General features: G+C 70.5%; 22 protein-coding genes. 14 read left to right on the top strand and 8 right to left on the bottom strand.

Annotated elements, in window-relative coordinates:
• Positions 1 to 23 precede the first annotated feature (23 nt).
• Positions 24 to 1,049, top strand: a complete 1,026-nt coding sequence (locus ACWD3H_RS22915) for an alpha/beta fold hydrolase (RefSeq protein ID WP_451956404.1) — start codon at positions 24 to 26, stop codon at positions 1,047 to 1,049.
• A gap of 47 nt (positions 1,050 to 1,096) precedes the next feature.
• Here ACWD3H_RS22915 and ACWD3H_RS22910 read toward each other — a convergent pair whose 3' ends face one another.
• The 3 genes from ACWD3H_RS22910 to ACWD3H_RS22900 all read right to left on the bottom strand — a co-directional run bounded on the left by ACWD3H_RS22910 (position 1,097) and on the right by ACWD3H_RS22900 (position 3,593).
• Entirely contained in the window at positions 1,097 to 1,981 is an 885-nt protein-coding gene (locus tag ACWD3H_RS22910) for an HAD family hydrolase (protein ID WP_355550534.1), read from the bottom strand.
• Between the two features lie 106 nt (positions 1,982 to 2,087).
• Positions 2,088 to 2,696: a DUF5667 domain-containing protein gene (locus tag ACWD3H_RS22905; protein ID WP_451956403.1), complete on the bottom strand. Its 609-nt coding sequence runs from the start codon at positions 2,694 to 2,696 to the stop codon at positions 2,088 to 2,090.
• A 252-nt stretch (positions 2,697 to 2,948) separates the two neighbouring features.
• The gene (locus tag ACWD3H_RS22900) at positions 2,949 to 3,593 is read right to left on the bottom strand and encodes a sigma-70 family RNA polymerase sigma factor (RefSeq protein ID WP_051752836.1); all 645 of its coding nucleotides are present in this window, start codon (positions 3,591 to 3,593) and stop codon (positions 2,949 to 2,951) included.
• A gap of 204 nt (positions 3,594 to 3,797) precedes the next feature.
• On the opposite strand from ACWD3H_RS22900, the gene ACWD3H_RS22895 reads away from it, so the two are divergent.
• Entirely contained in the window at positions 3,798 to 5,567 is a 1,770-nt protein-coding gene (locus ACWD3H_RS22895; RefSeq protein ID WP_451956402.1) for a putative quinol monooxygenase, read from the top strand.
• A gap of 50 nt (positions 5,568 to 5,617) precedes the next feature.
• On the opposite strand, the gene ACWD3H_RS22890 is transcribed toward ACWD3H_RS22895, so the two are convergent.
• The gene (locus ACWD3H_RS22890) at positions 5,618 to 5,866 is read right to left on the bottom strand and encodes a glutaredoxin family protein (protein ID WP_350918561.1); all 249 of its coding nucleotides are present in this window, start codon (positions 5,864 to 5,866) and stop codon (positions 5,618 to 5,620) included.
• A 285-nt stretch (positions 5,867 to 6,151) separates the two neighbouring features.
• Here ACWD3H_RS22890 and ACWD3H_RS22885 point away from each other — a divergent pair, with 285 nt between their 5' ends.
• From ACWD3H_RS22885 to ACWD3H_RS22860, 6 genes are all read left to right on the top strand, one after another.
• Positions 6,152 to 6,859 (top strand): redox-sensing transcriptional repressor Rex, encoded by a 708-nt coding sequence (locus tag ACWD3H_RS22885; protein WP_355550527.1) that lies wholly within the window; start codon positions 6,152 to 6,154, stop codon positions 6,857 to 6,859.
• Between the two features lie 145 nt (positions 6,860 to 7,004).
• Positions 7,005 to 8,345, top strand: a complete 1,341-nt coding sequence (locus ACWD3H_RS22880; protein WP_355550525.1) for a glutamyl-tRNA reductase — start codon at positions 7,005 to 7,007, stop codon at positions 8,343 to 8,345.
• A gap of 5 nt (positions 8,346 to 8,350) precedes the next feature.
• Positions 8,351 to 9,262, top strand: coding sequence for a hydroxymethylbilane synthase (gene hemC / locus ACWD3H_RS22875; protein WP_451956450.1), 912 nt, complete (start codon positions 8,351 to 8,353; stop codon positions 9,260 to 9,262).
• Complete coding sequence (locus ACWD3H_RS22870) at positions 9,259 to 10,839, top strand: bifunctional uroporphyrinogen-III C-methyltransferase/uroporphyrinogen-III synthase (RefSeq protein ID WP_350959166.1); 1,581 nt, start codon at positions 9,259 to 9,261, stop codon at positions 10,837 to 10,839. Before hemC ends, ACWD3H_RS22870 begins: the two co-directional genes overlap by 4 nt.
• A gap of 281 nt (positions 10,840 to 11,120) precedes the next feature.
• Positions 11,121 to 12,107: a porphobilinogen synthase gene (gene hemB / locus ACWD3H_RS22865; protein ID WP_350918546.1), complete on the top strand. Its 987-nt coding sequence runs from the start codon at positions 11,121 to 11,123 to the stop codon at positions 12,105 to 12,107.
• Between the two features lie 192 nt (positions 12,108 to 12,299).
• Complete coding sequence (locus ACWD3H_RS22860) at positions 12,300 to 12,941, top strand: bifunctional DNA primase/polymerase (RefSeq protein WP_451956401.1); 642 nt, start codon at positions 12,300 to 12,302, stop codon at positions 12,939 to 12,941.
• 24 nt (positions 12,942 to 12,965) lie between these two features.
• On the opposite strand, the gene ACWD3H_RS22855 is transcribed toward ACWD3H_RS22860, so the two are convergent.
• From ACWD3H_RS22855 to ACWD3H_RS22845, 3 genes are read right to left on the bottom strand one after another with little or no spacing between them, the layout of a single operon-like run.
• Entirely contained in the window at positions 12,966 to 13,607 is a 642-nt protein-coding gene (locus ACWD3H_RS22855) for a response regulator transcription factor (protein ID WP_355568118.1), read from the bottom strand.
• Positions 13,604 to 15,703, bottom strand: coding sequence for a sensor histidine kinase (locus ACWD3H_RS22850; protein WP_451956400.1), 2,100 nt, complete (start codon positions 15,701 to 15,703; stop codon positions 13,604 to 13,606). The genes ACWD3H_RS22855 and ACWD3H_RS22850 overlap by 4 nt, the downstream gene beginning before the upstream one ends.
• A 53-nt stretch (positions 15,704 to 15,756) precedes the next feature.
• Complete coding sequence (locus tag ACWD3H_RS22845) at positions 15,757 to 17,037, bottom strand: sensor histidine kinase (RefSeq protein WP_451956399.1); 1,281 nt, start codon at positions 17,035 to 17,037, stop codon at positions 15,757 to 15,759.
• A gap of 212 nt (positions 17,038 to 17,249) precedes the next feature.
• Between ACWD3H_RS22845 and hemL the strand changes: the two genes are divergently transcribed.
• The 5 genes from hemL (at position 17,250) to ACWD3H_RS22820 (ending at position 22,140) form a co-directional block, all read left to right on the top strand.
• Positions 17,250 to 18,548: a glutamate-1-semialdehyde 2,1-aminomutase gene (hemL, locus tag ACWD3H_RS22840; RefSeq protein WP_451956398.1), complete on the top strand. Its 1,299-nt coding sequence runs from the start codon at positions 17,250 to 17,252 to the stop codon at positions 18,546 to 18,548.
• A 66-nt stretch (positions 18,549 to 18,614) separates the two neighbouring features.
• Positions 18,615 to 18,863: a DUF397 domain-containing protein gene (locus tag ACWD3H_RS22835; RefSeq protein ID WP_451956397.1), complete on the top strand. Its 249-nt coding sequence runs from the start codon at positions 18,615 to 18,617 to the stop codon at positions 18,861 to 18,863.
• A gap of 52 nt (positions 18,864 to 18,915) precedes the next feature.
• Entirely contained in the window at positions 18,916 to 19,119 is a 204-nt protein-coding gene (locus tag ACWD3H_RS22830) for a DUF397 domain-containing protein (protein ID WP_451956396.1), read from the top strand.
• Between the two features lie 302 nt (positions 19,120 to 19,421).
• On the top strand, positions 19,422 to 21,491 hold the full coding sequence (locus tag ACWD3H_RS22825; protein ID WP_451956395.1) for a sensor histidine kinase: 2,070 nt from the start codon (positions 19,422 to 19,424) through the stop codon (positions 21,489 to 21,491).
• Between the two features lie 244 nt (positions 21,492 to 21,735).
• Positions 21,736 to 22,140, top strand: a complete 405-nt coding sequence (locus tag ACWD3H_RS22820) for a DUF3592 domain-containing protein (protein WP_451956394.1) — start codon at positions 21,736 to 21,738, stop codon at positions 22,138 to 22,140.
• On the opposite strand, the gene ACWD3H_RS22815 is transcribed toward ACWD3H_RS22820, so the two are convergent.
• Positions 22,124 to 23,008: an EamA family transporter gene (locus tag ACWD3H_RS22815; protein WP_451956393.1), complete on the bottom strand. Its 885-nt coding sequence runs from the start codon at positions 23,006 to 23,008 to the stop codon at positions 22,124 to 22,126. The two genes, ACWD3H_RS22820 and ACWD3H_RS22815, sit on opposite strands and share 17 nt — an antisense overlap.
• A 74-nt stretch (positions 23,009 to 23,082) precedes the next feature.
• Between ACWD3H_RS22815 and ACWD3H_RS22810 the strand changes: the two genes are divergently transcribed.
• Positions 23,083 to 24,051, top strand: coding sequence for a LysR family transcriptional regulator (locus tag ACWD3H_RS22810; RefSeq protein WP_355549971.1), 969 nt, complete (start codon positions 23,083 to 23,085; stop codon positions 24,049 to 24,051).
• The last annotated feature ends 74 nt before the right edge of the window (positions 24,052 to 24,125 follow it).

Below are 24,125 nucleotides of genomic sequence, written 5' to 3'. Positions count from 1 at the left end.
TCTTCCGGATCAAGGGAGTGGTCATGGGCGCAGGCCGTACCGCGACAGGGGCCGCCATCGCCGGGCTGGCCGTGGGGGCGGTACTGGGAGTCGCCGTACGGCGGCGCAGGGCGTACGCGGGCACGGTGCTCGGCGGGCACCGCGGCCGGTCGGCCACCGTCACCACCGGTGACGGCGTGCGGCTCGCGGTCGACATCGAGGAGGCCGGGGCGCCCGAGCTGGCTGTGATCTTCACGCACGGCTGGGTGATGAACAGGCACTGCTGGCACTTCCAGCGCGAGGCGCTCGCCGGCCGGGCCACCCTGATCTTCTACGACCAGCGCGGGCACGGCGCCTCCTCGGCGGGTGCCCTCGACGCCTGCACCGTCGACCAGCTTGGTGACGACCTCGCCGCGGTGATCGAGGCCACCGTGCCCGAGGGGTTGCCGGTGGTCCTCGTCGGCCACTCCATGGGCGGTATGACGGTCATGGCGTTCGCCGGGCGGCATCCGGAGACGTTCGCCGCCAGGGTGGCGGGAGTGGCCCTGCTGAGCACGTCGTCCGGGCAGCTGAACGGCAGCACGTTCGGGCTCCCCGGGCCGATCGGACGGCTCGCCCCGCGCGTCACGCCCCTCATGTTCGAACGCATGCTGGCCAGGGGCACGCTCATCGACCGCGGCGTGGCCCTCAAATCTCGCACCAACCTGCCGATGACCCGGTACGTCGCCTTCGGGCCCCGCGCCCCGCGCGAGCACGTGCGCTTCGTCAACGACATGGCCGCGGCCACCCCGACGGAGGTCATGGTCGGCTTCTTTCGTGACTTCCTCATCCACGACAAGCTGGCCGCGCTGGCCGCGTTCGGCGGGGTCGAGACGCTTGTCATGGTCGGGGACCGCGACCGTCTCACTCCACCGGTGCACAGCAGGCGCATCGCCGAGGCCCTGCCGGGCGCCAGGCTGGTCGTGTTCCCCGAGGCCGGCCACATGATCGGCCTGGAACGCCCGGAGGCCGTCAACCGGGAACTGTCCGCGTTGCTGGACCGGATCACGGCCGCCGGTACGGCAGGCTGACCGGAGCCGCGCCAGGCCGTCCTGCGGGCGCCGGAGCGGCGGGTGGGTCAGCCGCCGGAACGGTAGTGCCGGCGCAGGGCGATGGCGGCGGCGATGCTCCCCGCGAGGGCCCCGGCGCCCGCCGCGATGGGCAGGCCGATCAAGGTCGCCTTGCGGCCCGTGCGGAAGTCCTTTATCTCCCAGCCGTTCTCCCTGGCGAAGTCGCGCAACTCGGCGTCGGGGTTGATCGCGGTGGCGTGGCCGACCAGGGAGAGCAGCGGCAGGTCGTTCGCCGAGTCGCTGTAGGCGGAGCAGCGGGTCAGATCGAGACCCTCCCTGCGGGCCAGAGCCCTGACGGCCTCCGCCTTGGCCGGGCCGTGGAGCAGGTCGCCGACCAGGCGGCCGGTGTAGACGCCGTTCTCGGTCTCAGCGACGGTGCCGAGAGCACCGGTCAGGCCGAGGCGCTGGGCGATCACGCGGGCCAGCTCCACCGGGGTCGCGGTGACCAGCCAGACTCGCTGGCCGGCGTCGAGGTGTGCCTGCGCGATGGCGCGGGTGCCCGCCCAGATGCGGTCGGCCATCACCTCGTCGTAGATCTCCTCACCGAGCCGGATGATCTCCTCGACCTTGCTGCCCGCCACGAACGCCAGCGCGGTCTCCCTGGCCTCTGCGATGTGGGCCGGGTTCTCGTCGCCGCGTACCCGGAAGACCGCCTGGCCGAGCGCGAACCTGAACAGGTCCTTGCTGGTGAACAGGCCCCGGGAGGCGAGGCCCCGGGCGAAGTGGTAGATGGACGCGCCGCGCATCATGGTGTTGTCGACGTCGAAGAAGGCGGCGGCCACCGGGTCGGGTTCGGCCATCGGCATCGCCACGGCGGCCGCGGCCGCGACCTCCCCGGCCGCCTGCTCCCCGACCGTCGCCGTTTCGCCCCGTCGTCGTAGTAGCCGCCTCATAGCACCTCAGCTTAACCGGGACACGGGGGGTAGATCGGTAGCCGCCGTGTTAGCCAAATGTGACGTCTTGCTGTCATACGGCATGGCACGACCTGGACGGAACAGGCTAATCGGGTGGGGCCAGGCCGTCGATGTAGTTGAGGTAGACGTGGGCCTTGAGCTGATCCTCGGCATCCATCTTGGGGATCATCCCACTGATCTGGGTGCGCTGTTTCTGGACGAAGAGCTTGAGCTCCCTGGCGTTCGCGGCGTCACGGCGCCGGACCTGCCTGAGGGAGGTCACCGCGGAGCGAGTGGTGTCCTCCATCGCCTGGAGGGTCTCCCCGATCATGTCCTCGCGCTCGCCGGAGCCCAGGAGTTCCTCGACCTCGCGGGCGCGGGTCTCCGCGTAGCCGAAGGAGCGGTCGGCCCGCTCGGCCTCGTCGGTGCTCAGGTGGAACAGCGTCCTCTCGGCGGCGCGCTTGAGCGGGTAGAAGGTGTCACCGGGCATCGACCGGGAGGTCCATATACCGGAGGTGACCATCGCGGCCACCAGGACGACGCTCAGCAGCTGCGTGAACAGCCCCGTACGAGGTCTGCGCCGGGAGTGGCGCGGGCCGGTCTGCGGCCGCTCCGCGAGGTCCTCTCCGGGAGGGGTCTGGGTGAGCTGCTCGCGGAGCCTGGCGTGGAACTCGGGACGGGGGGTGGCCGCCATGCGGTTACCGAGGCGCGACACGCGGTTTTGGATGTGAGCCTGCGATCTCCGTGAGATTCCGGGCAGCCACTTCCCCATGAACGCTCCCTGCCGCCCCCAGCTCATGATCCATCGGTGTCACTTGCCTAACGACGACTCCGCACGTCAGGTTACGCGCCGCACCGGCATCGGCATGGTGAACAATCCTCTTGCGCCCGGCCGGACGCGGGATTCTTCCCGCAGGCTCCCCCGGGTGGGGTCCTTTGGGGCGGGGTAAGGGGCGCGGACGCGGCGTCAGCCCAGATCCGAGGGGAGCGCACGGGCCAGGGAGCGGATCGCGCGGAACTGCAGCGCCTTGATCGCGCCGCTCTTCTTGCCCATGATGAGCGCGGTCTCCGCCAGCGACATGCCGTGCAGGAAGCGCAGCACCACGCACTCCTGCTGCTCGGGGCCCAGGTCGCGGACGGCGCTGAGCACCCGGTCGCTGATCATCGAGATGACGACGGCGTTCTCCGGGATGTGCGGGCCGTCGAGCGGGGTGTCGATCACCTCGGCCGTTGTGACCTCAAGACGGTACCTGCCGGACTTGAAGTGATCGGTGATCAGGTTCCTCGCGATGGTCACGAGCCAGGCCCCGAAATCACGCCCTTGCCACGTGAAGTCAGTGATCCGGCGGAGCGCGCGGAGAAAGGTCTCGCTCGTGAGATCCTCGGCCAGCGGGTGTGAGCCGACCCGGAAATAGACATAGCGGTAGACCAGGGTGAGGTAGCGATCATAGAGCGTGCCAAAAGCATCCGTGTCTCCGGTTTTGGCACGCAAAACGAGCCTCCGGAGTTCTTCGGAGGCGTCCTCACGCAGAGTGAGGTCGTTACTGCGGACGGGCTGGGCCATCCCGACGGTCGTGGGGAGGTGCCCGGCGAGCGGCCACGTTTCAGGCATCCGGTATCCCTGAGGGGAAGGGGGTACGGCGTGCCTGATCACTCTAGGAAACCAAGCGGTAATTCCACAATCCACTTCGAAGCGCCGTGACTGGGGGTAATCACCAGATACGGTGTTGGGTCGGTTGTTTCATGCCGACTCCGGGAGCCGACCGAGGGTTCGGCTACCGGTTAGGGGGTAATGTCCGGCAGCATTGGAGACACCATGGAAGTCCTCGTCGCTGTCATCGCCTTCGCCGGTGCATTGCTCGCCGTCATCGCCACCGGTGCTCTCATCAGCCGTCTTCGCAGTGAGCCCAAGGGCTGGCTGATCGCCTGGAGCATCACGACGGCGTCTCTCTCCGTCTCACTCGGAGTAATCGCCATCGGCTACATAACCGGGTTCGGGGCAGGAACATTTCGTGTTTATCAACTGACCGGATCCATGTTGGCGCCCCTGTGGCTGGCTGTTGGAGCCATCCAACTGCTGGCCCGTAAGGGCACGGCCAGGTTCGCCTCATGGCTCCTGGGGATCGCACTCACCGTCATCGCGACGGTGATCCTGGCGGTCGACCCGGTCCTGCAGGACAAGGACTTCGCCAAGGTCCTCCCGCTGGGTAGCCACCACTGGGACCTGCCGTCGAAATACCTGCTGCTTGTCGTCCACGTGATCGTCGCGATCGTGCTGCTGGCCGGACTGCTGCTCGCAGTCGTGCGCTGGCGCGGCGGCGACGACTACGACGCCGACAACATGCACGCGCTCCTGGTGCTCGGCCCCACCGGTCTCGCGCTGGTGGGAGCCGTCAGCTTCGCGGTGCCCGGAATGTTCACCGCGCTGCTGCTCCTCGTCACCGCCGCCGCCGTCTGGTACGCCTTGCTCCGTCCGCTCGCGCCCTACGAGGACGACGACGAGGAGGCCGAGGACGACGACTGGGAGAAGCGCCTCCCGACACTCCGGCCCCCCGAGTACCAACCCCGCGACGTGCAGGTCGCCGGACGCAGGATGTCCCAGGAGGCCCCTGGCGGCCGGACCCTGGCCGAGGAGCCTCCCCGCCGCTCCGGGCTCGGCGACCTCGTCGCCGAGTACCGCGCGGGCGACCAGGAGGTCGACTACGCGGCGCGCATGGGGCAGCAGCCTCCGCTGGGCGACGACAGGTTCGGCGGACCCGCCACCGGGATGTTCATGGCGGGTGAGTACGGCATGCCCTCCCCCGACCAGCCGTTCGGCGGCGACCTCGGCAGACGGGGCGGCGCCCCCGGGGGACAGCCGCCGGTCACCGGTCAGTTCGGCATGCCGTCCGGGGGTCCGGCGACCGGCGAGTACGACATTCCGGCCCACGAGTTCGGCAGGCACGGGGCTCCCGGTCCCGGCAGGCAGTCCGGCCCGGGCACCGGTGAGTTCGGCCGGCCCGGGGGGCCAGGAGGGGGCGGGGGGCCCGCCACCGGTGAGTTCGGCAGGCCGGGCAGTCTCCAGCCGATGCCCGCCGACCAGGCGTTCGGCGGCGCGCCCTCCCTGGGCATGGACCAGGGGCGAGGCGGTTTTCCCGGCTATGACCAGGCATTCGGCGCCGCCCCCGCAAGCGGCGCCATGTACCCGGGTGGACCGGGTGGACCGGGTGGACCGGGCGGGGCGGGTGACCTGCCGGGCGGCTCGGGCCGTCCCTCACCGAGCATCTTCGGCATGCTGACCGTCTTCACCCTCCTCGACGGCACCGGCGAGAGGTTCGACCGGCTCGCCGAGGAGACCGTCGAGGCGGTACGCCGATCCGAGCCGGACACGCTCATCTACGCCTGCCACTCGGTGAAGTCGGCGCCGCTCCAGCGCATCGTCTACGAGATCTACCGTGACGAGGTCGCCTACAGCGACCATCAACGCCAGCCGCACACGGAGCGCTTCGTCACCGAGCGCCAGCCGATGGTGCTCGCCACCAACGTCATCGAGCTCACCATGAACGCCGCGAAGGTGATGCCGCTCCCGACGGCCTTCAGGCCGTGACCACGGCGCGCGGGCGGTGGTCGTCCGCGCGCCGGATCAGGCGAGACGTCTCAGGCGCCGAGGGCGGCGCGGAGGCGGTTCTCGTCGACGCGCCAGAAGTCGTGCTGCACGCCGTCGACGAAGGTGACCGGGATCATCTCCCAGTACCGTGCCTGATCCTCCGCTGAGGCCGTGATGTCGCGTTCCTCCCACGGGACGCCGAGTTCGGCGGCGACCCGTTCGATCACCGCCCGCGCGTCGTCGCACAGGTGGCAACCGGGCTTGCCGAGCAGGGTGATGCGGTGGTCTCGGGGTGACATGACCGCCACGGTAGCCGAGTCAGGGCGCCACGCCGGACTGCCCGCCGGCCTGCCTGGTGGGCGGTGGGCGGTCCGGTGACGGCCCTCGGGGGACCTGCCGGAGGCGCAGGCCAGGGCCCAGATGAGGGGGTCGGACCACGAACCGGCGGAGGGGGTGGCCAAGATTGTGAACACTCACTTTGTGCACCGGTTCACAAAAGGACTAACCTGAATGACAGTGGCCTCACCTCGTCATCCGTCGCGTCCGGGCCGCGCCGGTCGCCTGTCCCCCTGGAGCTCCGGCACGTGATCCGCCGTCTGTCCCAAGCCCGCGAACGCGGCATACCCGAGGCGACCGTCGCCCGGCTGCCGCTCTATCTGCGAGCGCTGAACGGCATGGCCGAGCGTGGCCTGGCGACCGTGAGCTCGGAGGACCTGGCCGTCGCGGCCGGCGTCAACTCCGCCAAGCTTCGCAAGGACCTCTCCCACCTCGGGTCGTACGGCACCCGAGGGGTCGGCTACGACGTCGAATATCTGATCTACCAGATCTCCCGTGAGCTGGGCCTCACCCAGGACTGGGCCGTTGCCATCGTCGGAGTGGGTAACCTCGGTCGTGCGCTCGCCAATTACGGCGGGTTCGTCTCCCGAGGATTCAGGGTCGCGGCGCTGCTCGACGCGGACCCCGAAGTGGTGGGCGACCACATCGCTGGATTGAATGTGGAGCACATCGACGAGCTGGAAGCCGTGATACGACGGCGGGGAGTGTCGATCGTGGTGCTTGCGACACCGGCCGTGGCGGCCCAGCAGGTGGCCGACCGGGTCGTTGCCGCGGGGGTCACCAGCATCCTGAACTTTGCCCCCGTTGTACTTTCTGTTCCAGAAGGTGTCGATATCCGTAAAGTCGACCTATCGATTGAACTACAGATCCTTGCGTTCCACGAGCAACGTAAGACGGATCGGACGAGTGGGGGGCCCGCGATGGCCGAGGAGTGGCCCGAGGCGGTGGACTTGTGAGGAAGCACCGCACACGAACTGACGGGCACACACTCTTCAGGCCTTCCCGGGCGACCACGATGAGCATGATCACTACGACGCGTACCACGAACATGGAGACGACGGGGGCGGACCGCGCCCTCTCGGGGAAGGCGGTGGAGGGTCGGTGAGCGTTCTCGTCGTCGGCCTGAGCCACCGCACGGCCCCGGTGGCCCTGCTGGAACGGGTCTCCGTCTCCGGTGACTCGCTGGTGAAGCTGCTCCAGGACGTCCACCGGGATGTCCACGTCGTCGAGGCCATGGTCGTCTCGACCTGCAACCGGGTCGAGGTCTACGTCGAGGTCGACCGGTTCCACGCCGCGGTGACGTCGATCTCCTGGCTGCTCAGCACCCATTCCGGCGTCCCCATGGACGAGCTGGCCGCCCACCTCTACGTGCACTACGAGGATCGCGCGATCGAGCACCTGTTCTCGGTCGGTTCGGGCCTCGACTCGATGGTCCTGGGCGAGGGGCAGATCCTCGGCCAGGTGCGTTCGGCGCTCAGGCTGGCCCAGGAGGAGGGCACGCTCGGCCCGACGCTCAACGAGCTCGTCCAGCAGGCACTGCGGGTGGGCAAGCGCTCGCACACCGAGACCGGCATCGACCGGGCCGGCGCCTCCCTCGTCGGGGTCGGGCTCACGCTCGCCGAGCGGGCCCTCGGTCCCCTTGAGGGGATGCGGGCCCTGGTGGTCGGCGCGGGCTCGATGAGCGCCCTGTCGGCCGCGACCCTGCAGCGGGCGGGCCTCACCGACATCGTGGTGGTCAACCGGACCCACGAGCGCGCGGTGCGGCTGGCGCAGACGGTCGGCGGCCGGGCCGCCGAGTTCGGCGACCTGGAGAGGGAGCTGGCCAGGGCCGACCTGGTCATCTCCTGCACCGGCGCCACCGACGTGGTCGTCACCGCCGACATGGTGACTCCGCACCGGATGTTCATACTGGACCTGGCCCTGCCGCACGACGTCGACCTCGCCGTACGGCGGTTGCCCGGCGTGACGCTGGTCGACCTGGAGTCCATGCAGGAGAGCGGGGCCGACGCCGGCACCGACGACGGTGGCCGGGCCGAGGCCGTGGCCTCCGTGCGCGGCATCGTCGCCGAGGAGGTCGCCGCCTACCTGTCGGCCGAGCGCGCCGCGCGCGTCACGCCGACCGTGGTGGCGCTGCGGAGCAAGGCGGCGCAGGTGGTCGAGACGGAGCTCGAACGGTTCGCCGCACGGCTTCCCGAACTCGACGGACGAGTCAGGGCCGAGGTCACCCAGACCGTCAGGCGGGTGGTCGACAAGCTACTCCACGAGCCCACAGTGCGTGTCAAGCAGCTGGCGGAGTCTCCGGCGGGCGATCATTATGCGGAAGCACTCCGCGAACTGTTCAATCTTGACCCGAAGGTGCCCGAAGCGGTGCGGCGTATCGAGACGATCGACGTCGAGCAGGGTAGGAACACCGAGCCGAGCAAGAAGGAGGCAGGCTTGTGAGCAGCATTTCTCCTCCGCTCCGGCTGGGAACGAGGCGGAGCGTCATGGCGACCACGCAGTCGGGCCTGGTCGCCGACCGCCTCACCGAGCTGACCGGAAGGGCCGTCGAGCTCGTCGGCGTCGTCACCTTCGGCGACGTGACCAAGGGCGACCTCACGCAGCTCGGCGGTACGGGCGTCTTCGTCAGCGCGCTCCGTGACGAGCTGATCGAGGGCTCGATCGACTTCGCGGTGCACTCGCTGAAGGACCTGCCCACCACGCCCGACCCGCGCGTGGTCATCGCGGCGATCCCGCCGCGCGACGACCCCAGGGACGCCCTGGTGAGCGCCGCCAAGCTGGCCGACCTGCCGTCCGGAGCGAAGATCGGCACGGGCTCCCCGCGCAGGATCGCCCAGCTTCGAATGATCCGTCCTGATCTCGACTATGTGCCCATCCGGGGCAACGCCGACACCCGGATCGGTAAGGTGACCTCGGGTGAGCTGCAGGGGGTCGTGCTCGCCGCCGCCGGGCTCGGCAGGCTGGGCCGCGAGGCCGAGATCTCCCAGATCTTCGAGGTCGAGGAGATACTCCCCGCCCCCGGTCAGGGAGCGCTGGCCGTGGAGTGCCGCTCCGACAGAGCCGACCTGATCGAGCTGCTGAGCGTGCTCGACGACGCGCGTACCCGCGCCGAGGTCACCGCCGAGCGCGCGGTGCTCAATGCCCTGGAGGCGGGGTGCGCCGCCCCGCTGGGCACGTACGCGGCCGAGCACGGGCACGATCTGTTTTTGACCGCCGCTGCCGTCGCCGTCGACGGCAGGCGGGCGGTGCGCAAGTCCGCCGCCGGGAGCTCTTCTGCGCCCATGGATCTCGGTCGCGACCTCGCGGCCGAGATGATCGCCGAAGGGGCCGGCACGTTGATAGGGGAGCAAGCACATTGAGCTCCGGAAGTACCACCTTCGAGCATCCGTCCGGGTTCGTCGCCTTTGTCGGCGCGGGGCCCGGCGATGAGGGGTTGCTCACGCTACGCGGTGCCGATCTGCTCTCCAGAGCGGACATCGTCATCCTCGACCAGGAGGCGTACGGCTCGTTGCTACGTCACTGCCGCGAGGGCGTCGAGATCGTCGGCACGGCAGAGGAGGGCGCCGTCTCGCTGAAGGCCGTCAAGGCAGCCAAGGGCGGCAGCTGCGTCGTGCGGCTGTGCGCGGGCGACCCGATGTTCTTCTCCTCGATCACCGAGGAGGTCGCGGCCTGCGCCAAGGCGGAGGTGGACTTCGAGATCGTGCCCGGTGTGCCCCCGGCCACGGCGGTGCTCACCTATGCCGGGATCCCGGCCGCGGTGTCGGTGCCCGAGTTCCGGGTGGTGGACGCGACCCAGATCAAAGACTGGTCCGCCTACGCCGCGGGAGCGGGCACTCTGGTGATCTACAACGGCGTCGCCGAGGCCGTTCCGATCGGCAAGGCGCTGATCGCGGCGGGCCGTCCCGACTCGACGCCGGTGGCGATCAGCAGCGCGGGTACCACGACCGAGCAGCACACCGTGGTGACCACGCTGGGCCGGATCGGGCCCGATCTCAAGCACGCCGGGATGGTCGAGCCCGCGCTGATCGTGGTCGGGGAGGCCGTCGGCATGCGCGACCGGCTGTCCTGGTTCGAGACCAAACCGCTGTTCGGCTGGCGGGTGCTGGTGCCCAGGACCAAGGAGCAGTCGGCCGGCCTGGTCGACCAGCTGCGTTCGTACGGCGCGGTGCCCGAGGAGGTCCCCACGATCTCCGTCGAGCCGCCGCGCACCCCGCAGCAGATGGATCGGGCGATCAAGGGCCTGGTCACCGGACGCTACGAGTGGGTGGCCTTCACCAGCGCGAACGCGGTCAAGGCGGTGCGCGAGAAGTTCGAGGAGTACGGCCTGGACGCCCGCGCGTTCGCCGGGCTCAAGGTCGCGGCCGTGGGCGAGAGCACCGCGCGGGCCCTGGTGGAGTTCGGCGTCAGGCCCGATCTGATGCCGTCCGGCGAGCAGTCGTCGGAGGGCCTGCTGGTCGAGTGGCCTCCGTACGACTCGATGCTCGACCCGATCAACCGGGTGCTGCTGCCGCGTGCCGACATCGCGACCGAGACGCTGGTGGCCGGGCTGATCGAGCTCGGCTGGGAATGCGACGACGTGACGGCCTACCGGACCGTCCGCGCCGCGCCGCCGCCCGCCCCCACCCGCGAGGCGATCAAGGGCGGTGGGTTCGACGCGGTGCTGTTCACCTCGTCGAGCACCGTCCGCAACCTGGTCGGCATCGCGGGCAAGCCGCACAACGTCACGGTCATCGCCGTGATCGGCCCGCAGACCGCCAAGACCGCGGAGGAATTCGGGCTCAGGGTCGACGTCATGGCCGACAAACCTTCGACTTCCGCCCTCGCGGCGGCGCTGGCGGAGTACGGTGCCAAGCAGCGGCAGGCCGCGGTCATGGCAGGGGACGTTCCCCGCAGGCCCTCACAGACCCGAAGAGGGGCCCGGCGCCGCGCCAAGTAACCTTGAACAAGGCGGCTGCCCGCGCGAAAAGGGCGGGCAGGCCGTGCTCGACGGTCCCGCGCGAGCGCGCCGGGCCGTGACCGGCGGCGCCCCGGCAGGCGGTGCGTCGCCACAGGTGGTGGGGCGTGGCGACCGGAGTGCCGCGGAACGCGGTGCGTGATGTGCGGTGCCGGGCGGCGCGCCATGAGACAGCGGCGCGTCGCGGCGAGCGGTGAGCCGGCACACACATCGAGCTTCTCCGGCCCGCAGTCCCCTACCGGCCGGGGGAAGGGGGAGACACCATGACGGCCCAGTTCCCTGTCGCACGCCCGCGAAGGCTCCGCCGCACGGCACCGATGCGCCGGATGGTGGCCGGCACCCGGCTGCACCCGGCGGAACTGGTGCTGCCGATGTTCGTGAAGGAGGACATCGACCAGCCGAACCCGATCGGCTCGATGCCCGGGGTGTTCCAGCACACCCGCGACTCGCTGCGCAAGGCCGCCCACGAGGCGGCCGAGGCAGGGGTGGGCGGGCTGATCCTGTTCGGCATCCCCGCGGTGAAGGACGGCAGGGGGTCGGCGGCCGACGACCCGGAGGGGATCGTCCAGCGAGCCGTCGCCGATCTGGTCTCCGACGTGGGTGACACGATGGTCGTGATGACCGACACCTGCCTGGACGAGTTCACCGACCACGGGCACTGCGGCATCCTGACCGCTGAGGGGGAGGTCGACAACGACGCCACCCTGGAGCGCTACGCGGCCGCGGCGGTGGCCCAGGCACGGGCCGGATCGCAGGTGATCGCACCGAGCGGCATGATGGACGGCCAGGTGGCGGCGATCAGGGCGGCCCTGGACGGTGACGGCTTCGAGCAGGTCCCGATCCTCGCGTACTCGGCCAAGTACGCCTCGGCGTTCTACGGCCCGTTCCGCGAGGCGGCCGAGTGCGCTCCGCAGTTCGGCGACCGCAACGCCTACCAGCAGGACGCGGCGGGACCGGTCGGGGAGGCGCTGCGCGAGGTGCGGCTGGACCTCGACGAGGGCGCCGACGCCGTCATGGTCAAGCCGGCCCTGGCCTACCTCGACATCCTGCGCCAGGTGCGCGACGCCGTGCACGTGCCGGTGGCGGCGTACCAGGTCAGCGGCGAGTACGCCATGGTCGAGGCCGCCGCCGCGAACGGCTGGATCGACCGGGATCGGGTGATCATGGAGTCGCTGGTCGCGATCCGCAGGGCGGGGGCCGACATGATCCTCACCTACTGGGCGACCGAGGTCGCCGCGAAGCTGAGATGAGATCGGCGGCACGTACCGAGAACTGGAGGTTCGTCGCTTGCTGGAGATACGTGTGCGTTAGAGTGCGATAACCGGTGCGGATGTGTCCCAGGTGGCGTAGACCCTGGGGGGTTTGACGTTCCCACTGACCAGAGTGTGGACAGGTCGTCGCATCCGGGTGGCACGCGGGATGCGCGGACGACGGAGGACACAATGGTCGGGGTACCGATGGTTCGTCGAAACAGACGACATGGCCATCCGAAGCAGATGATCAGTTCTGTGCTGGAGTACGCCGCGCTGGGCTGGGCGAGCTGTCTGGGCGCGCGGCCGCTGAGAGGCGGTTCGCGCTCCTGCTCCTGCGACCGCGTCGGCTGTCCCGACCCGGGATGCCACCCTCTCTCGGTGGCCTGGCAGATGCAGGCCACCACCGACCCCACCCTGCTGACCAACTGGTGGCGGTACGAACCCGAGGCGAATGTGATTCTCCCCACGGGGCGGGTGTTCGACGTGTTCGACGTACCGCTCGCCGCGGGGCGCACCGCCCTCGCGAACATGGACTCCGCCGGAGCAGCCCAGGGCCCGGTCGCCGTCAACGGCGACCGGGCCCTGTTCTATGTGGCCACCCGTAACGTCTCCGACGACGAGGACGAGTGGTGGTCCTGCGCCCTCGACTTCGGCCCGTCCACCATCGACGAGATGCCCGGCCTGCGCTGGCACTGCCGTGACAGCTACGTCCTCGCCCCGCCCTCGCTCCTGCCCGCTGGCCAGCACTGCTCGTGGCTGCGCCCGCCGGACGGCCGCCCGCTGCCCGATCCGCTCCGCGTCCTGGAGTTTCTCGCCGACGTCTGTGAGTGACTCTGGTACGGAGCAGCCGCCCGGTCAGGGAGAGCCACCCAGGCCAGCCTCGCGGGCGCGGACGATCGCCTGGGCGCGGTCGGCCACCTGGAGCTTCATGAAGATGTTGGAGACGTGGTTGCGCACGGTCTTGCCGGACAGGAAGAGGAGCCCGGCGATCTCGCTGTTGCCCTTGCCCTGGGCGACCAGCCCGAGCACCTCCCGCTCCCGCTCGGTGAGCTCGGGGAAGGCGGTACGTGACGGATCGGGCATGCCGGTGAAGTAGGTCAGGACGCGGCGGGCGATCTCGGGCCCGTAGATGGCCTCGCCGGCGGCGACGGCGTGTACAGCGCGGGCGATCTCCTCGGCGCCGGCCTCCTTGAGCAGGTAACCGCGCGCCCCGGCGCGCATCGCGGCGAACACCGAGTCGTCGTCGTGGAACATGGTCAGCACCAGCACCCCGATCCGCGGGCTGGTCCTGGTGATCGTCCTGGTCGCCTCGATGCCGTTGCCGCCGGGCATCTGCAGGTCCATCACGACCACGTCGGGCTGGAGCTCGGCGGCCAGTGCCACGGCCTCCTGGCCGCCGGAGGCCTCCCCGACGACCTCGATGTCCATGGCTCCGAGCAGGCCGCGGAGACCCTGCCGGAAGATCGGGTGGTCGTCCACGATCAGTACCGTGATCACTCGGCCTCCTCCACCGGCAACCTGGCGATCACCTCCGTGCCGCCGCCCGGCCCGCGGCCGATCACACATGAGCCTCCCACCTCTGCCGCCCGCTCGCGCATCGAGGTCAGCCCCACGCCCGCGACCGGGTTCTCGGGCAGGCCGATCCCGTCGTCGGCGACCTCCACGCGCAGCTCACCCGGCAGGCGGCGCAGCCGGATGAGGACGGTGGTCGCGCCGGCATGGCGGCGGGCGTTGGTGAGCGCCTCCTGAGCGATGCGGTAGGCGGCGACCTCGACGGCCGCGGGCAGGTCGTCCAGCGGGCCGGCCACGGTCACCGCGGTCTCTCCGGCCGCTGCCCGCAGCGCGCCCTCCAGACCCAGGTCGTCCAGCGCGGGCGGGCGCAGGCCGTACACCAGCTCGCGGACCGACGTGATCGTCGCGATCATCTCCTCGCGGACCCGGACCAGCAGCTTCTCGACGGCCCGAGGGTCGGTGTCGAGCCTTCTGCGCGCCTCGTCGAGGGCGAACGTGACGCTGGTCAGCGCCGGGCCGAGCCCGTCGTGCAGTTCCCTGCCCAGCCTGCGGCGCTCCTCGTCGCGGGTGGACCGGATGCGTTCCCGGGAGCGGTGCAGGTCGGCGGTGAGCCGTACGGCGTGCGCCAGCTCGGCGAGGTGCCTGGCGAGCACCTCCATCGGCTCGCGGCCCGGTCGGACCCCCGCCACCATCAGGGTTCCGACCCAGTCCGCGTGCCAGAACAGCGGCGTCTCCACTGCCCCCGGTCGAAGCTCCCCTTCGGTGAACACGCGCGTCGCGCCCCGCCCGGTGCGGACCTTGACGCCGACCCCGGTGGCTCCCAGCGCCCCGCGGACCAGGGCCACGGCCTCGCCGAGGGCCGCCGCCGGGTCCTGCGCCCCCTGCCCGGTACGGCCGAGCAGGCCGACGACCCGGTAGGGGTCGCGCTCGACGGCGAAGGCCCGGTCCACCAACCGCTGCAGGCGTAGCCGTGCCGGGTGGAAGAGACCGCCCACGGCCAGTGCGGAGATCAGCCCGGCGCCTTGGCCCAGGTCGCTGGCCAGGGCACCGGCCAGCCAGATCAGCCCGAAGTAGACGCCTCCGGTGACCGCGACGAGGGAGCCGTAGACCAGCGCCCGGTTGAGCACGACGTCGATGCCGTAGAGGCGGTAGCGCAGCACCGACGCGATGATCGACAGGGGCACTCCGGCCATGAAGAGGGTCTCCGTGGCCCTCAGCAACCAGGAGCCGGTCGCCACCCGGAGGATCCAGGAGACCAGGAGCACCACCAGCGCGCCGACGTACCAGGCGATCTGGCGCCGGAGCTCGGTGTCGCCCGCCCGGTAGCGGAAGACCAGCGAGAGCACGCCGAGCGCGGTGAGCGCCATCATCGGGGCGCCGATGTACGACTCCACGATCGGGGAGATCTCACGCAGCGCCTCGACGCCGAAGGGGTTCGCGATCGGGAGCTGGAGCTCGAACTCGGGATCCGGAGCCAGTCCCAGGAACAGCGAGTGCCCGGCCATGAGGAGCAGGTTGGCGTACAGGACCGGCCGCCAGCGCCGGGAGGGCAGCCGGCCGTCGGGGAAGAGCAGCGGCAGCAGCGAGATGAACACCGGAACGTGCCACAGCCACAGCCACATTGCCAGCCACCCGAGGTAGGGGGTGATTCCTCCGGGGTCGGTGAGGTAGAGCCAGTGGGCGGCGCTGTAGATCAGGTAGTAGAGGGCGCCGACCACCCCGCTGGCCCAGAGCAGCCAGGGGACGAGCAGCCGGGGCCGGCGGGTGATGAGGAACGCGCCGGCGACCGGGAACAGGAAGACCGTCGGATCCAGGGTGATGAAGTCCTCGCGCCAGGTCGAGGCGCTCAGCTCGACCAGCCAGATCGCCAGGAGGTTGCAGACCGGCGCCAGCACCGCGCCGGTCCAGACGAGAACGGCCAACGCCGTCCGCCGCCGGTTCCCCGTGGCGCCTCCGTCTGCCGGTGAGGTCATGGGGTTCTCGTCCCTGGGGACGGTCGCGGTGGCGGTGGTCGCGGGAGAGGGCGTTCTGTCTTCGTTCCTGGGGACGGTCACGGGGTCTGCGGGCGTGGGGGAGGTCATGCCGACTCCGTTGTCCGTGAATGAGGTCGTGAGGTCTTCGCCGGTGAAGGAGATCACGGTGCTTCCGTTTCGAGGGGTAGCCGGGCGACGACCTCGGTGCCGCCACCCGGACGCGGCCCGATCGTGCACGAGCCGCCCGTCTCCGCCGCCCGCTCGCGCATGGAGAGCAGGCCCACGCCACCGCGGACCTTTTCCGGCAGACCGATCCCGTCGTCGGCGATCGAGAGCCGTAACTCGCCACCCGCCGTCGCAGCGTCCGCCATGCCGCCGGATCCGCCTCCGGTGACCATGGGCCCGACACCCTCGACCTTGGCCCGTACCACCTCGGCCCGTACCAGGGCGGTGGTGGCCTGGGCATGCCGGCGGACGTTGGTGAGCGCCTCCTGGGCGATCCGGTAGGCCGCCACCTCCACCGCCGGGGGTACGTCCTCCATCCGACCGGCCAGCGCGACGTCCACCCGCGGCCCCGGCGCGTCGGCCAGCGAGCTCAGCGAGCCGGCCAGGCCGAGGTCCTTCAGAGTGGGCGGGCGCAGACCGTACACCAGGTCCCTGACGTCGACGATCGCGGCGCTCATCTGGTCGCGCACGCGGATCAGCAGTCCCTCCACGGCCTCGGGATCCCGCTCCAGCCGGAGCCTGGCCTCGTCCACGGTCATCGCCAGGCTGGCCAGCGTCGGCCCCAGCCCGTCGTGCAGGTCGCGGCGGAGTCTGCGCCGTTCCTCCTCCCGGGTGGTGAGGATGCGCTCCCTGGACCGCCGGAGGTCCGCGGTGAGCCGTACGGCGTGCGCCAGCTCGGCCAGGTGCCGGGCCAGCAGGTTCAGCAGGTCCGGTGAGGGGGCGGGACCGCTGCTGAGCAGCCGTCCGACCGGCTCCCCGTGCCAGACCAGCGGAGTCTCGACCGACCGTTCCCCCAACTCGCCGTCGGCGACGGTTCCACCGTGGACCTCGACGGCCACGCCGTCGGCGCGCAGCGCCTGGCGGACCAGTACCACGGCGGTGGCCAGCCCCTCGGCGGGGTCGACGGCCTCCTGCAGGGTGCGGCTCAGCCGGTCGGCCACCCGGTAGGGGTCGTGCTCGACGTGGAGCAGCCGGTTCACGGCACGCTGCAGGCGCAGCCGTACCGGGCGGAAGACCGCGCCCACGGTCAGCGCCGCGACGAGCCCGGCCACCGGATCCTCGCCGCCGGACAGCGTGCCGGTCAGCCAGGTCAGGCCGGAGTAGATCCCCCCGGCGATCAGCGCCAGCGTGCCGTAGACCAGGACGCCGTTGAGCACGGCGTGGACGCCGGATGGCCGGGCAGCGGGGGGCTGTGCGGGGGGCGTCGTGACTGCCATGAGGGCAGGATCTCTCAGGTGATGTCCCGCTGTCTCGGGGCAGATGTCCCGTTTTGGAATGAATTTTCTGGGTCGCAGTGATTCGGGGGCGTGGCTGCTCGGGCAGCCCGTCTCTCAGTGGGGGCGAACACGCGGTACGGAACCCGGGGCGGCCTTCCCTGGGGGGAACGCCGCAGGCGGAGGCTCGTCCCGCGGTGACTACCCTGGTGGGCGTGAGCCGTACTGAGAACTCCGAGGACCTGTTCGCCCGCGCACGTGAGATCGTCCCGGGAGGTGTCAACTCCCCGGTCCGCGCCTTCGGAGCCGTCGGCGGCACGCCGCGCTTCATGGCTTCGGGGCAGGGGCCCTACATCACCGACGTGGACGGCAACCGTTACGTCGACCTGGTCTGCTCGTGGGGGCCGATGATCCTCGGCCACCGGCATCCCGCCGTGATCGAGGCCCTTCAGGAGGCGCTGCGCGACGGCACCTCGTTCGGTACGGCGACGGCCGGCGAGGTCGAGCTCGCCGAGGAGATCGTCGCCCGGGTCGACCCGGTGGAGAAGATCCGCCTGGTCAGCTCCGGCACCGAGGCCACCATGTCCGCGGTGCGGCTGGCGCGTGGCTTCACCGGCCGATCCAAGATCATTAAGTTCGCCGGCTGCTACCACGGCCATGTCGACGCCCTGCTCGCCTCGGCCGGTTCCGGCCTGGTGACCTTCGGCCTGCCCGACACCCCCGGCGTGACCGGCGCCTCGGCCGCCGACACCGTGGTGCTGCCGTACAACTCGATCGAGGCGGTCACCGAGGCGTTCCAGGCGTTCGGCGCCGAGATCGCGTGCGTGATCACCGAGGCGTGCCCGGCCAACATGGGCGTCGTCCCGCCGCTGGACGGGTTCAACGCCAGGCTGCGGGAGCTGTGCACCGCGCACGGCGCCCTGCTGATCATCGACGAGGTGCTCACCGGCTTCCGGGTCTCGGAGGCGGGTTGGTACGGGCTCGATCCGGTCGACGCCGACCTGATGACCTTCGGCAAGGTCATGGGCGGTGGCCTGCCCGCCGCCGCGTTCGGCGGTCGCGCCGACGTGATGGCCCACCTCGCTCCCGAGGGGCCGGTCTACCAGGCGGGCACCCTGTCCGGAAACCCGCTGGCCTGTGCCGCCGGCCTGGCCACCCTGCGCGCCTGCGACGAGGGCGTCTACGACCGGGTGGACGCCGCGGCCCTGGTCATCGGCCGCGCCGCCGCCGACGCGCTGGCCGCCGCCGGGGTGCCGCACCGCCTGCAGCGTGCCGGGAGCCTGTTCTCCATCTTCTTCACCGACGAGCGGGTGGTCGACTTCGACGCCGCCCAGAAGCAGAACACCGCCGCCTATCGGGCGTTCTTCCACTCGATGCTCGACCAGGGCGTCTACCTGCCGCCGTCGGCGTACGAGGCCTGGTTCCTGTCCGCCGCCCACGACGACGAGGCGCTCTCCCGCATCGCCGACGCCCTTCCCGCCGCTGCCAAGGCCGCCGCTTCCGTTTCCGCTTAGCGGGCGGTCTGTTCGGGTTCTTCCTGCCGGGTGTGTTAGCGCTTTGGTGGGTGCTTTCGTGGGTGTGTGTTCGCGCTCCGGTGGGCGGGTGCTCCGGGCGGCCGTTGTTGGTGGCGGGTTTGGGGATTCAGGCCTTCGGCCTGGCGGGCGCGGTGGTCGCGGATTCTTATAAGCCGCCCGGAGCACCCAACGGACGATCGCTACCTCGTTCGCGACTCCAAAAACCCTGATGGCGCCACACTTGTCTTCTCGTCAGGTGGCTGGACTGCCTTCCTCGGTCGTATCAAGGCTGGAGAGTTCGACACGCGTCCCTGATCATGTGATGGGTCGGAGAAGGTTCCCTGGAGGTGAGGGGTGCAGGTTCCCCATGACTGATCTGGCGAGCGCCGTCTGGCACAAGAGCAGCCTGAGCGGCAGCGGCGACAACTGCGTCGAGGTGGCCCACGTAGACAACCAGTACCTTGTCTGCGACTCCAAGGATCCTCGCGGCGCCGCGCTTGTCTTCTCGGCGGGGGACTGGACGGCCTTCCTGGGCCGTGTTAAGGCTGGGGACTTCGATGCGCGTCCCTGATCACGTATGGGGCGGAGAAGGCTGCCTGGAGGGGGTTCCGGTAGCAATCGCGGAAAATCCCGCGGATACAGGTCTGACCTGCATGGATAGAGCTTGGTCCGCCATTTCGTGATCGTGTTTCCCAAGGAATCTTCGCAGGTCGGCAGCAACATCGTTGGATTCATGGCCATTACCCGGACGTCCCGCAGCCGATTTCCCAGTTGGTAACCCATTCGCCATGATGGCGGTAAATTGCAGCCTTTGCGCCGTTCCGCAGGCACGCTAAGGTCAAGCAGGAACGGGAGTCGGAAAGCAGGGGCGGGATGGCGTGGGCAGCCCGAGGGGTCGCCGTCGTTCTGGCCGTGGTGTCTCCGGTGCTCGTGGTCGCGGCCATGCTGATCTTCGCGGGACTTCCGGAGGAGTGGCTGCCGCCGGTGACGGTCACGCCGCTGACGGTGGCGGGGGTGACCTTTCCCGCGGTCAGCGCGTTCCTCATCGCGCATCGGCCTCGGCTCAAGCTGGCATGGCTGATGTGTGCGGGCGGGCTCGGCGGTGCCGTCTACGACTTCTGCCAGGCGATGATGCTGGCGTCCGCGGCACGCGGGGATCTCGCGCTGGCGGGGCTCCTGAGGTTCCCGGCGCAGGTGGGCTGGGCAGTGTGCGGGCTCGTGCTGGAGATGCTGCTGCCGCTGTACTCCCCGGACGGCAGGTTGCCCTCGCCGCGCTGGCGAGCGGTGGTGCTGCTGGGTGTGGTGTCCATCGGTGCCGAGACCGCGCGCCAGTTCGTGCGGCCGGATCCGCCGCTTGAGGGCTACCTGTTTCCCATCGTCATCCACAACCCACTGCAGATCCCCGCTCTGGCGCCGTACCACTCGGCGATAGGGGTGCTGACCTGGACGGGGATCGTGGTGACGCTGCCGCTGGCGGCGCTGTCCCTGCTGCTGCGTTTTCGCCGGGCAGACCCGGCGGGCAGGCGGCAGATCGGCTGGCCGCTGTTGGCGTTCGCCGGGTACATCGTGTTCATGCTCGTGGGCATCGTCGTGCCGGAGTTGTACTGGCTGTCGACCCTGTGGGCGATGCTCGTCCCCGTCGCGATGGTGTTCTCGGTGATGCGCTACCGGCTGTACGGCATCGACACCATCATCAGCCGGACCTTCGTCGCCGCGGGGCTGCTGGCCGTGGTCGGCGGGGTCTACTTCGGTGTGGCCGCGCTGTCGAGCCTGATGGTGTCCGGGTACGACCAGATTGCCGGGCTCGCCGCCGCCCTGTTCACGGGCGCGTTCTTCCAGCCGTTGCGCCGGATGCTGCAACGTGCCGTCGACCGCCTGCTCTACGGTCCGGTCGGCGACCCACGCGTGCTCGCCGAGCGGCTGGTCCAGGAGATGCGCCGGGGAGATCCGGCGCAAGCGCTGGCGTCGGTGATCGGCGTGCTGCGCGAGGGCCTGGCGGTACAGGGGGTCATGGTGGAGGTGGCCGGCGGCGAGCCGGGGGACCAGGTCAGCGTGGCAAGCATGGTCAGCGGGCAGGTCGGCGACTCCCCGCGCGAGGTACCGCTGGTCTGGCACGGCGAGCAGGTGGGGCGGCTGCTGGTCGGCCCGCCTGCCCCGCGCCGCTTCCCCGCCGCGCACGACGAGCGGGTGTTGGAAACGTTGGTCCCGTACGCGGCCGACGTGGCGCACGCGCTGCGGATGGCGGCCGACCTGCAGGGCTCCCGGGAGCGCATCCTGACCGCCCGGGAGGAGGAGCGTCGGCGGCTGCGCCGCGACCTGCACGACGGCCTGGGCCAGACGCTCAGCAGGATGGCCATGACCATCAACATGGCCCGCCTCAGCCTGAAGACCTCCCCGGAGGCGGCAGACGGGCTGCTGCGCGAGTTGCGTTCCGGCATGGACGCGGTCACGGGCGACATCCGGCAGCTCGTCTACGGCCTGCGCCCGCCCGCCTTGGACGATCTGGGCCTGGCCGCCGCCGTACAGGCGCTGGCCGGGCCGGCCGACTCCGAAGGCCCCGCCACGGAGGTGAGCGCCGAGGGCGACCTGGCCGACCTGCCCGCCGCCGTCGAGGTGGCCGTCTACCGGATCGCGCAGGAGGCGCTGACCAACGTCCGGCGGCACGCGCGTGCCACTCGCGTCCGTGTCGAGCTGTGTCGTGAGCCCGAGGCGCTGCGCCTGCTGATCGCCGACGACGGCGTGGGCCTGTCGCCGGAGCGCCGCTCGGGCGTCGGCCTGGCCTCCATGCGCGAGCGCACCGCAGAGCTGGGCGGACTCTGCCTCATCAACGGCGAGCCTGGGGAGGGCACCACGGTGGAGGTGATGTTCCCCGTTCCCGCGACCGACGCGCCGCCGGTACGGCAACACCGGACGGCTCCTGTTGGCGGGCAATCGGCCCCCTGAATCCGGAGATCACGAAGATCGCGGAAGTTCCCCACGTGGCGAACCCGAGAACCACCGTTCTTAAGGACCTGCCCATCTCCTCGTCCAGGCGCGGCGCCCCAATGATCTACAAGTCGTTCTCCACGGTCGGCCTCTAGCCTCATCCGCGGTCCTCCTGAGCCGGAGCGGCTCGGCGCGGTGCAGGCCCTCGAACGGGACTGCGACAGCGGCCCTTGAAGGAGATGAGAAGGAGGCAGTGGTGGACATGAGCATCGTGCCATTGTTTGGAATCGTGGTCGGAGCGGTGTTCGTCGGGGCCGGCATCCGGGTGATGACTGTCGGGCAGCGGCTGCGGCGGCACGGGGTGCGGGTGCCGGGCGTCGTCGTGGGACTGCGCAGGTCCAGCGGCGGCAACCGCCTGTACTATCCCACGCTGCAGTTCCAGACGGTGCAGGGCTCCGTGGTGGAGGCCGCGTCGGATCTGGGCTCCAACCCGCCGCAGGTCCGTCCGGGCCAGCAGGTCATGGTGGTCTACGATCCCGAGCGCCCCCAGCGCGCCCGCCTGGACGGGGTGGGCGGCAGAGGCGTGCTCCTCGGCGTGCTGTTCCTGACCGTCGGGGCGATCATCCTGGTGGTCCCCCTGGTCGTCGCGGTCAGCTTCTGGTTGTGAGGGCGGGGGGGCGGACTCGCGCGGCGGTCGTACGGGCTCGGGTGCTCGCGTAGAGGACGCCGGAGATGATCAGGGTGGCGGCGGTGAGTTTGAGCGGGGAGACGGGCTCGCCGGTGAACAGGGCCGCGGAGGACATGCCGAAGACCGGGACGAGCAGGGCGGAGGGCGCGACCACCGAGGCGTCGTAGCGCTGGAGCAGGAAGCCCCAGATGCCGAAACCGCCGAGGGTGGAGATCAGCGCCACGTAGAGCACGGACAGGCTCCCCTCCACCGAGAACTCCAGCCGGGGAACACCCTCCACCAGCAGGGACAGGGCCAGCATGGGCAGGGCCGCGACCGCGCTGATCCAGACCATGAAGCGGAACGAGTTGGGCGGGGCGGCGCTCCTGACCGCGATGTTGCCCGCGCTCCAGAAGAACGCTGAGCCGACGACCAGCAGGAACGCGCCGACGGGGCCGCCGGCGCCAAGGTCGGCGGCGATCAGCACCAGTCCGGCGAGCGCGACGGCCATGCCGGTGATCCGCCGCGCGGTGAGCCGCTCCCCCAGCAGGACGACGGCCAGGACGGCGGTGAAGACCGCCTGAACCTGGACGACGAGCGAGGTCAGCCCGGCGGGCATGCCCGCCCGCATGCCCATCAGCAGCAGGGTGTACTGGCCGATGCCGAGTGTGGCCCCGGCGACGAGCACCTTCCGCCAGGGCACCCCGGGGCCGCCGACGAACAGCAGCGCGGGGAAGGCGGCCAGGGCGAAGCGCAGCGCCACGTAGAACAGCGGTGGAAAGTGCCGGAGCCCGACCTCCATGACGACGAAGTTGAAGCCCCAGAGGGCGGTGAGGCCGATGGCGAGGAGGAGGTGCCGGGTACGCATACATCCATCGTCGTTTTCAGCGATATTTCAGCACAAGTGAGAATTTCTGGCTTATGTCGTTTAGAGTTGCTTATGTGTTGGATCTCAATCGGCTCAAGGCGCTGCACGCGGTCTCCGTCTACGGATCGGTGGGCGCGGCGGCCGAGGCGCTCATGGTCACCCCCTCCGCGGTCTCCCAGCAGCTCGCCAAGCTGGAACGGGAGACCGGCGCGACCCTGCTGGAGCGCAACGGGCGCGGGGTACGGCTGACCGACGCGGCGGGGCTGCTCGCCGACCACGCCGGGCGCATCCTCGCGCTGGTCGAGACGGCGGAGGCCGACTTCGAGGCACTGCGCGGGCAGGTCGTGGGGCGGCTCTGCATCGGCGCCTTCCCCACGGCGGCCAGGGGGCTGATGCCCGCCGCGCTGGCCCTGCTGCGCACCCGCCACCCCGACCTGAGGCTCCAGCTCATGGAACGCGAGCCCTCGCGGCAGATCCGCGAGGTGGCCAGGGGAGAGCTCGACCTCGCGGTGATCCAGGACTGGATGAACCGCCCACTGGCGATCTCCGAGGGGCTGTCCCGGGCGACGCTCTTCGACGACATCGCCGACGCGATCCTGCCCGCGACCCACCCGCTGGCGGACCGCTCCGAGATCGAGCTGGCCGAGCTGTCCGGGGAGCAGTGGATCAGCTCCTCACCGGGCACGGTCTGCCACGACTGGCTGGTCTACACGCTGCGCTCGGCCGAGGTGGAGCCGGACATCGCCTGCATGGCGGATGAGTACCCCACCCAGATGGCCCTCGTCTCGGCCGGGCAGGGGTGCGCGATCATTCCCCGGCTGGGTCGTGACTTCGTCCCCTCCGGGGTGCGGGTCGTCCCGATCAGGTCGCGCCCGACCCGCAGGCTTTATGCGCTCTGGCGCAGTGACGCGGCCCGCCGCCCGGCGATCCGCGCCGCGGTCGAGGCGCTGAAGGCCGTCTCCGCCGATTTCCACATCCCCATCTCCGAGTCCGTCGGGGCGCCGTCCACCGTCCTGGCCGGGAACGTTCACCCGGTCGAGTGAGGATTCGCGGTCACCGCGCCAGGTGCGCCGTCCCGTGAGGCCGAAGACGTGCCCGGGGACCGTGGCAGGCAGCG

The sequence above is a fragment of the Streptosporangium sp. NPDC002607 genome (genome assembly GCF_053592655.1).
This window is presented reverse-complemented; position numbering and strand designations above follow the sequence as displayed.

Excerpts from the sequence above, each read along its gene's own strand:
- ACWD3H_RS22815 (WP_451956393.1), bottom strand. The coding sequence starts at position 23,008 with ATGCGTACCCGGCACCTCCTCCTCGCCATCGGCCTCACCGCCCTCTGG.
- ACWD3H_RS22900 (WP_051752836.1), bottom strand. The coding sequence starts at position 3,593 with ATGCCTGAAACGTGGCCGCTCGCCGGGCACCTCCCCACGACCGTCGGG.
- ACWD3H_RS22915 (WP_451956404.1), top strand. The coding sequence starts at position 24 with ATGGGCGCAGGCCGTACCGCGACAGGGGCCGCCATCGCCGGGCTGGCC.
- ACWD3H_RS22850 (WP_451956400.1), bottom strand. The coding sequence starts at position 15,703 with ATGACCTCCCCCACGCCCGCAGACCCCGTGACCGTCCCCAGGAACGAA.
- ACWD3H_RS22895 (WP_451956402.1), top strand. The coding sequence starts at position 3,798 with ATGGAAGTCCTCGTCGCTGTCATCGCCTTCGCCGGTGCATTGCTCGCC.
- ACWD3H_RS22830 (WP_451956396.1), top strand. The coding sequence starts at position 18,916 with ATGACTGATCTGGCGAGCGCCGTCTGGCACAAGAGCAGCCTGAGCGGC.
- ACWD3H_RS22845 (WP_451956399.1), bottom strand. The coding sequence starts at position 17,037 with ATGGCAGTCACGACGCCCCCCGCACAGCCCCCCGCTGCCCGGCCATCC.
- ACWD3H_RS22890 (WP_350918561.1), bottom strand. The coding sequence starts at position 5,866 with ATGTCACCCCGAGACCACCGCATCACCCTGCTCGGCAAGCCCGGTTGC.
- ACWD3H_RS22860 (WP_451956401.1), top strand. The coding sequence starts at position 12,300 with ATGGTCGGGGTACCGATGGTTCGTCGAAACAGACGACATGGCCATCCG.
- hemB (WP_350918546.1), top strand. The coding sequence starts at position 11,121 with ATGACGGCCCAGTTCCCTGTCGCACGCCCGCGAAGGCTCCGCCGCACG.
- ACWD3H_RS22825 (WP_451956395.1), top strand. The coding sequence starts at position 19,422 with ATGGCGTGGGCAGCCCGAGGGGTCGCCGTCGTTCTGGCCGTGGTGTCT.
- ACWD3H_RS22910 (WP_355550534.1), bottom strand. The coding sequence starts at position 1,981 with ATGAGGCGGCTACTACGACGACGGGGCGAAACGGCGACGGTCGGGGAG.
- ACWD3H_RS22820 (WP_451956394.1), top strand. The coding sequence starts at position 21,736 with ATGAGCATCGTGCCATTGTTTGGAATCGTGGTCGGAGCGGTGTTCGTC.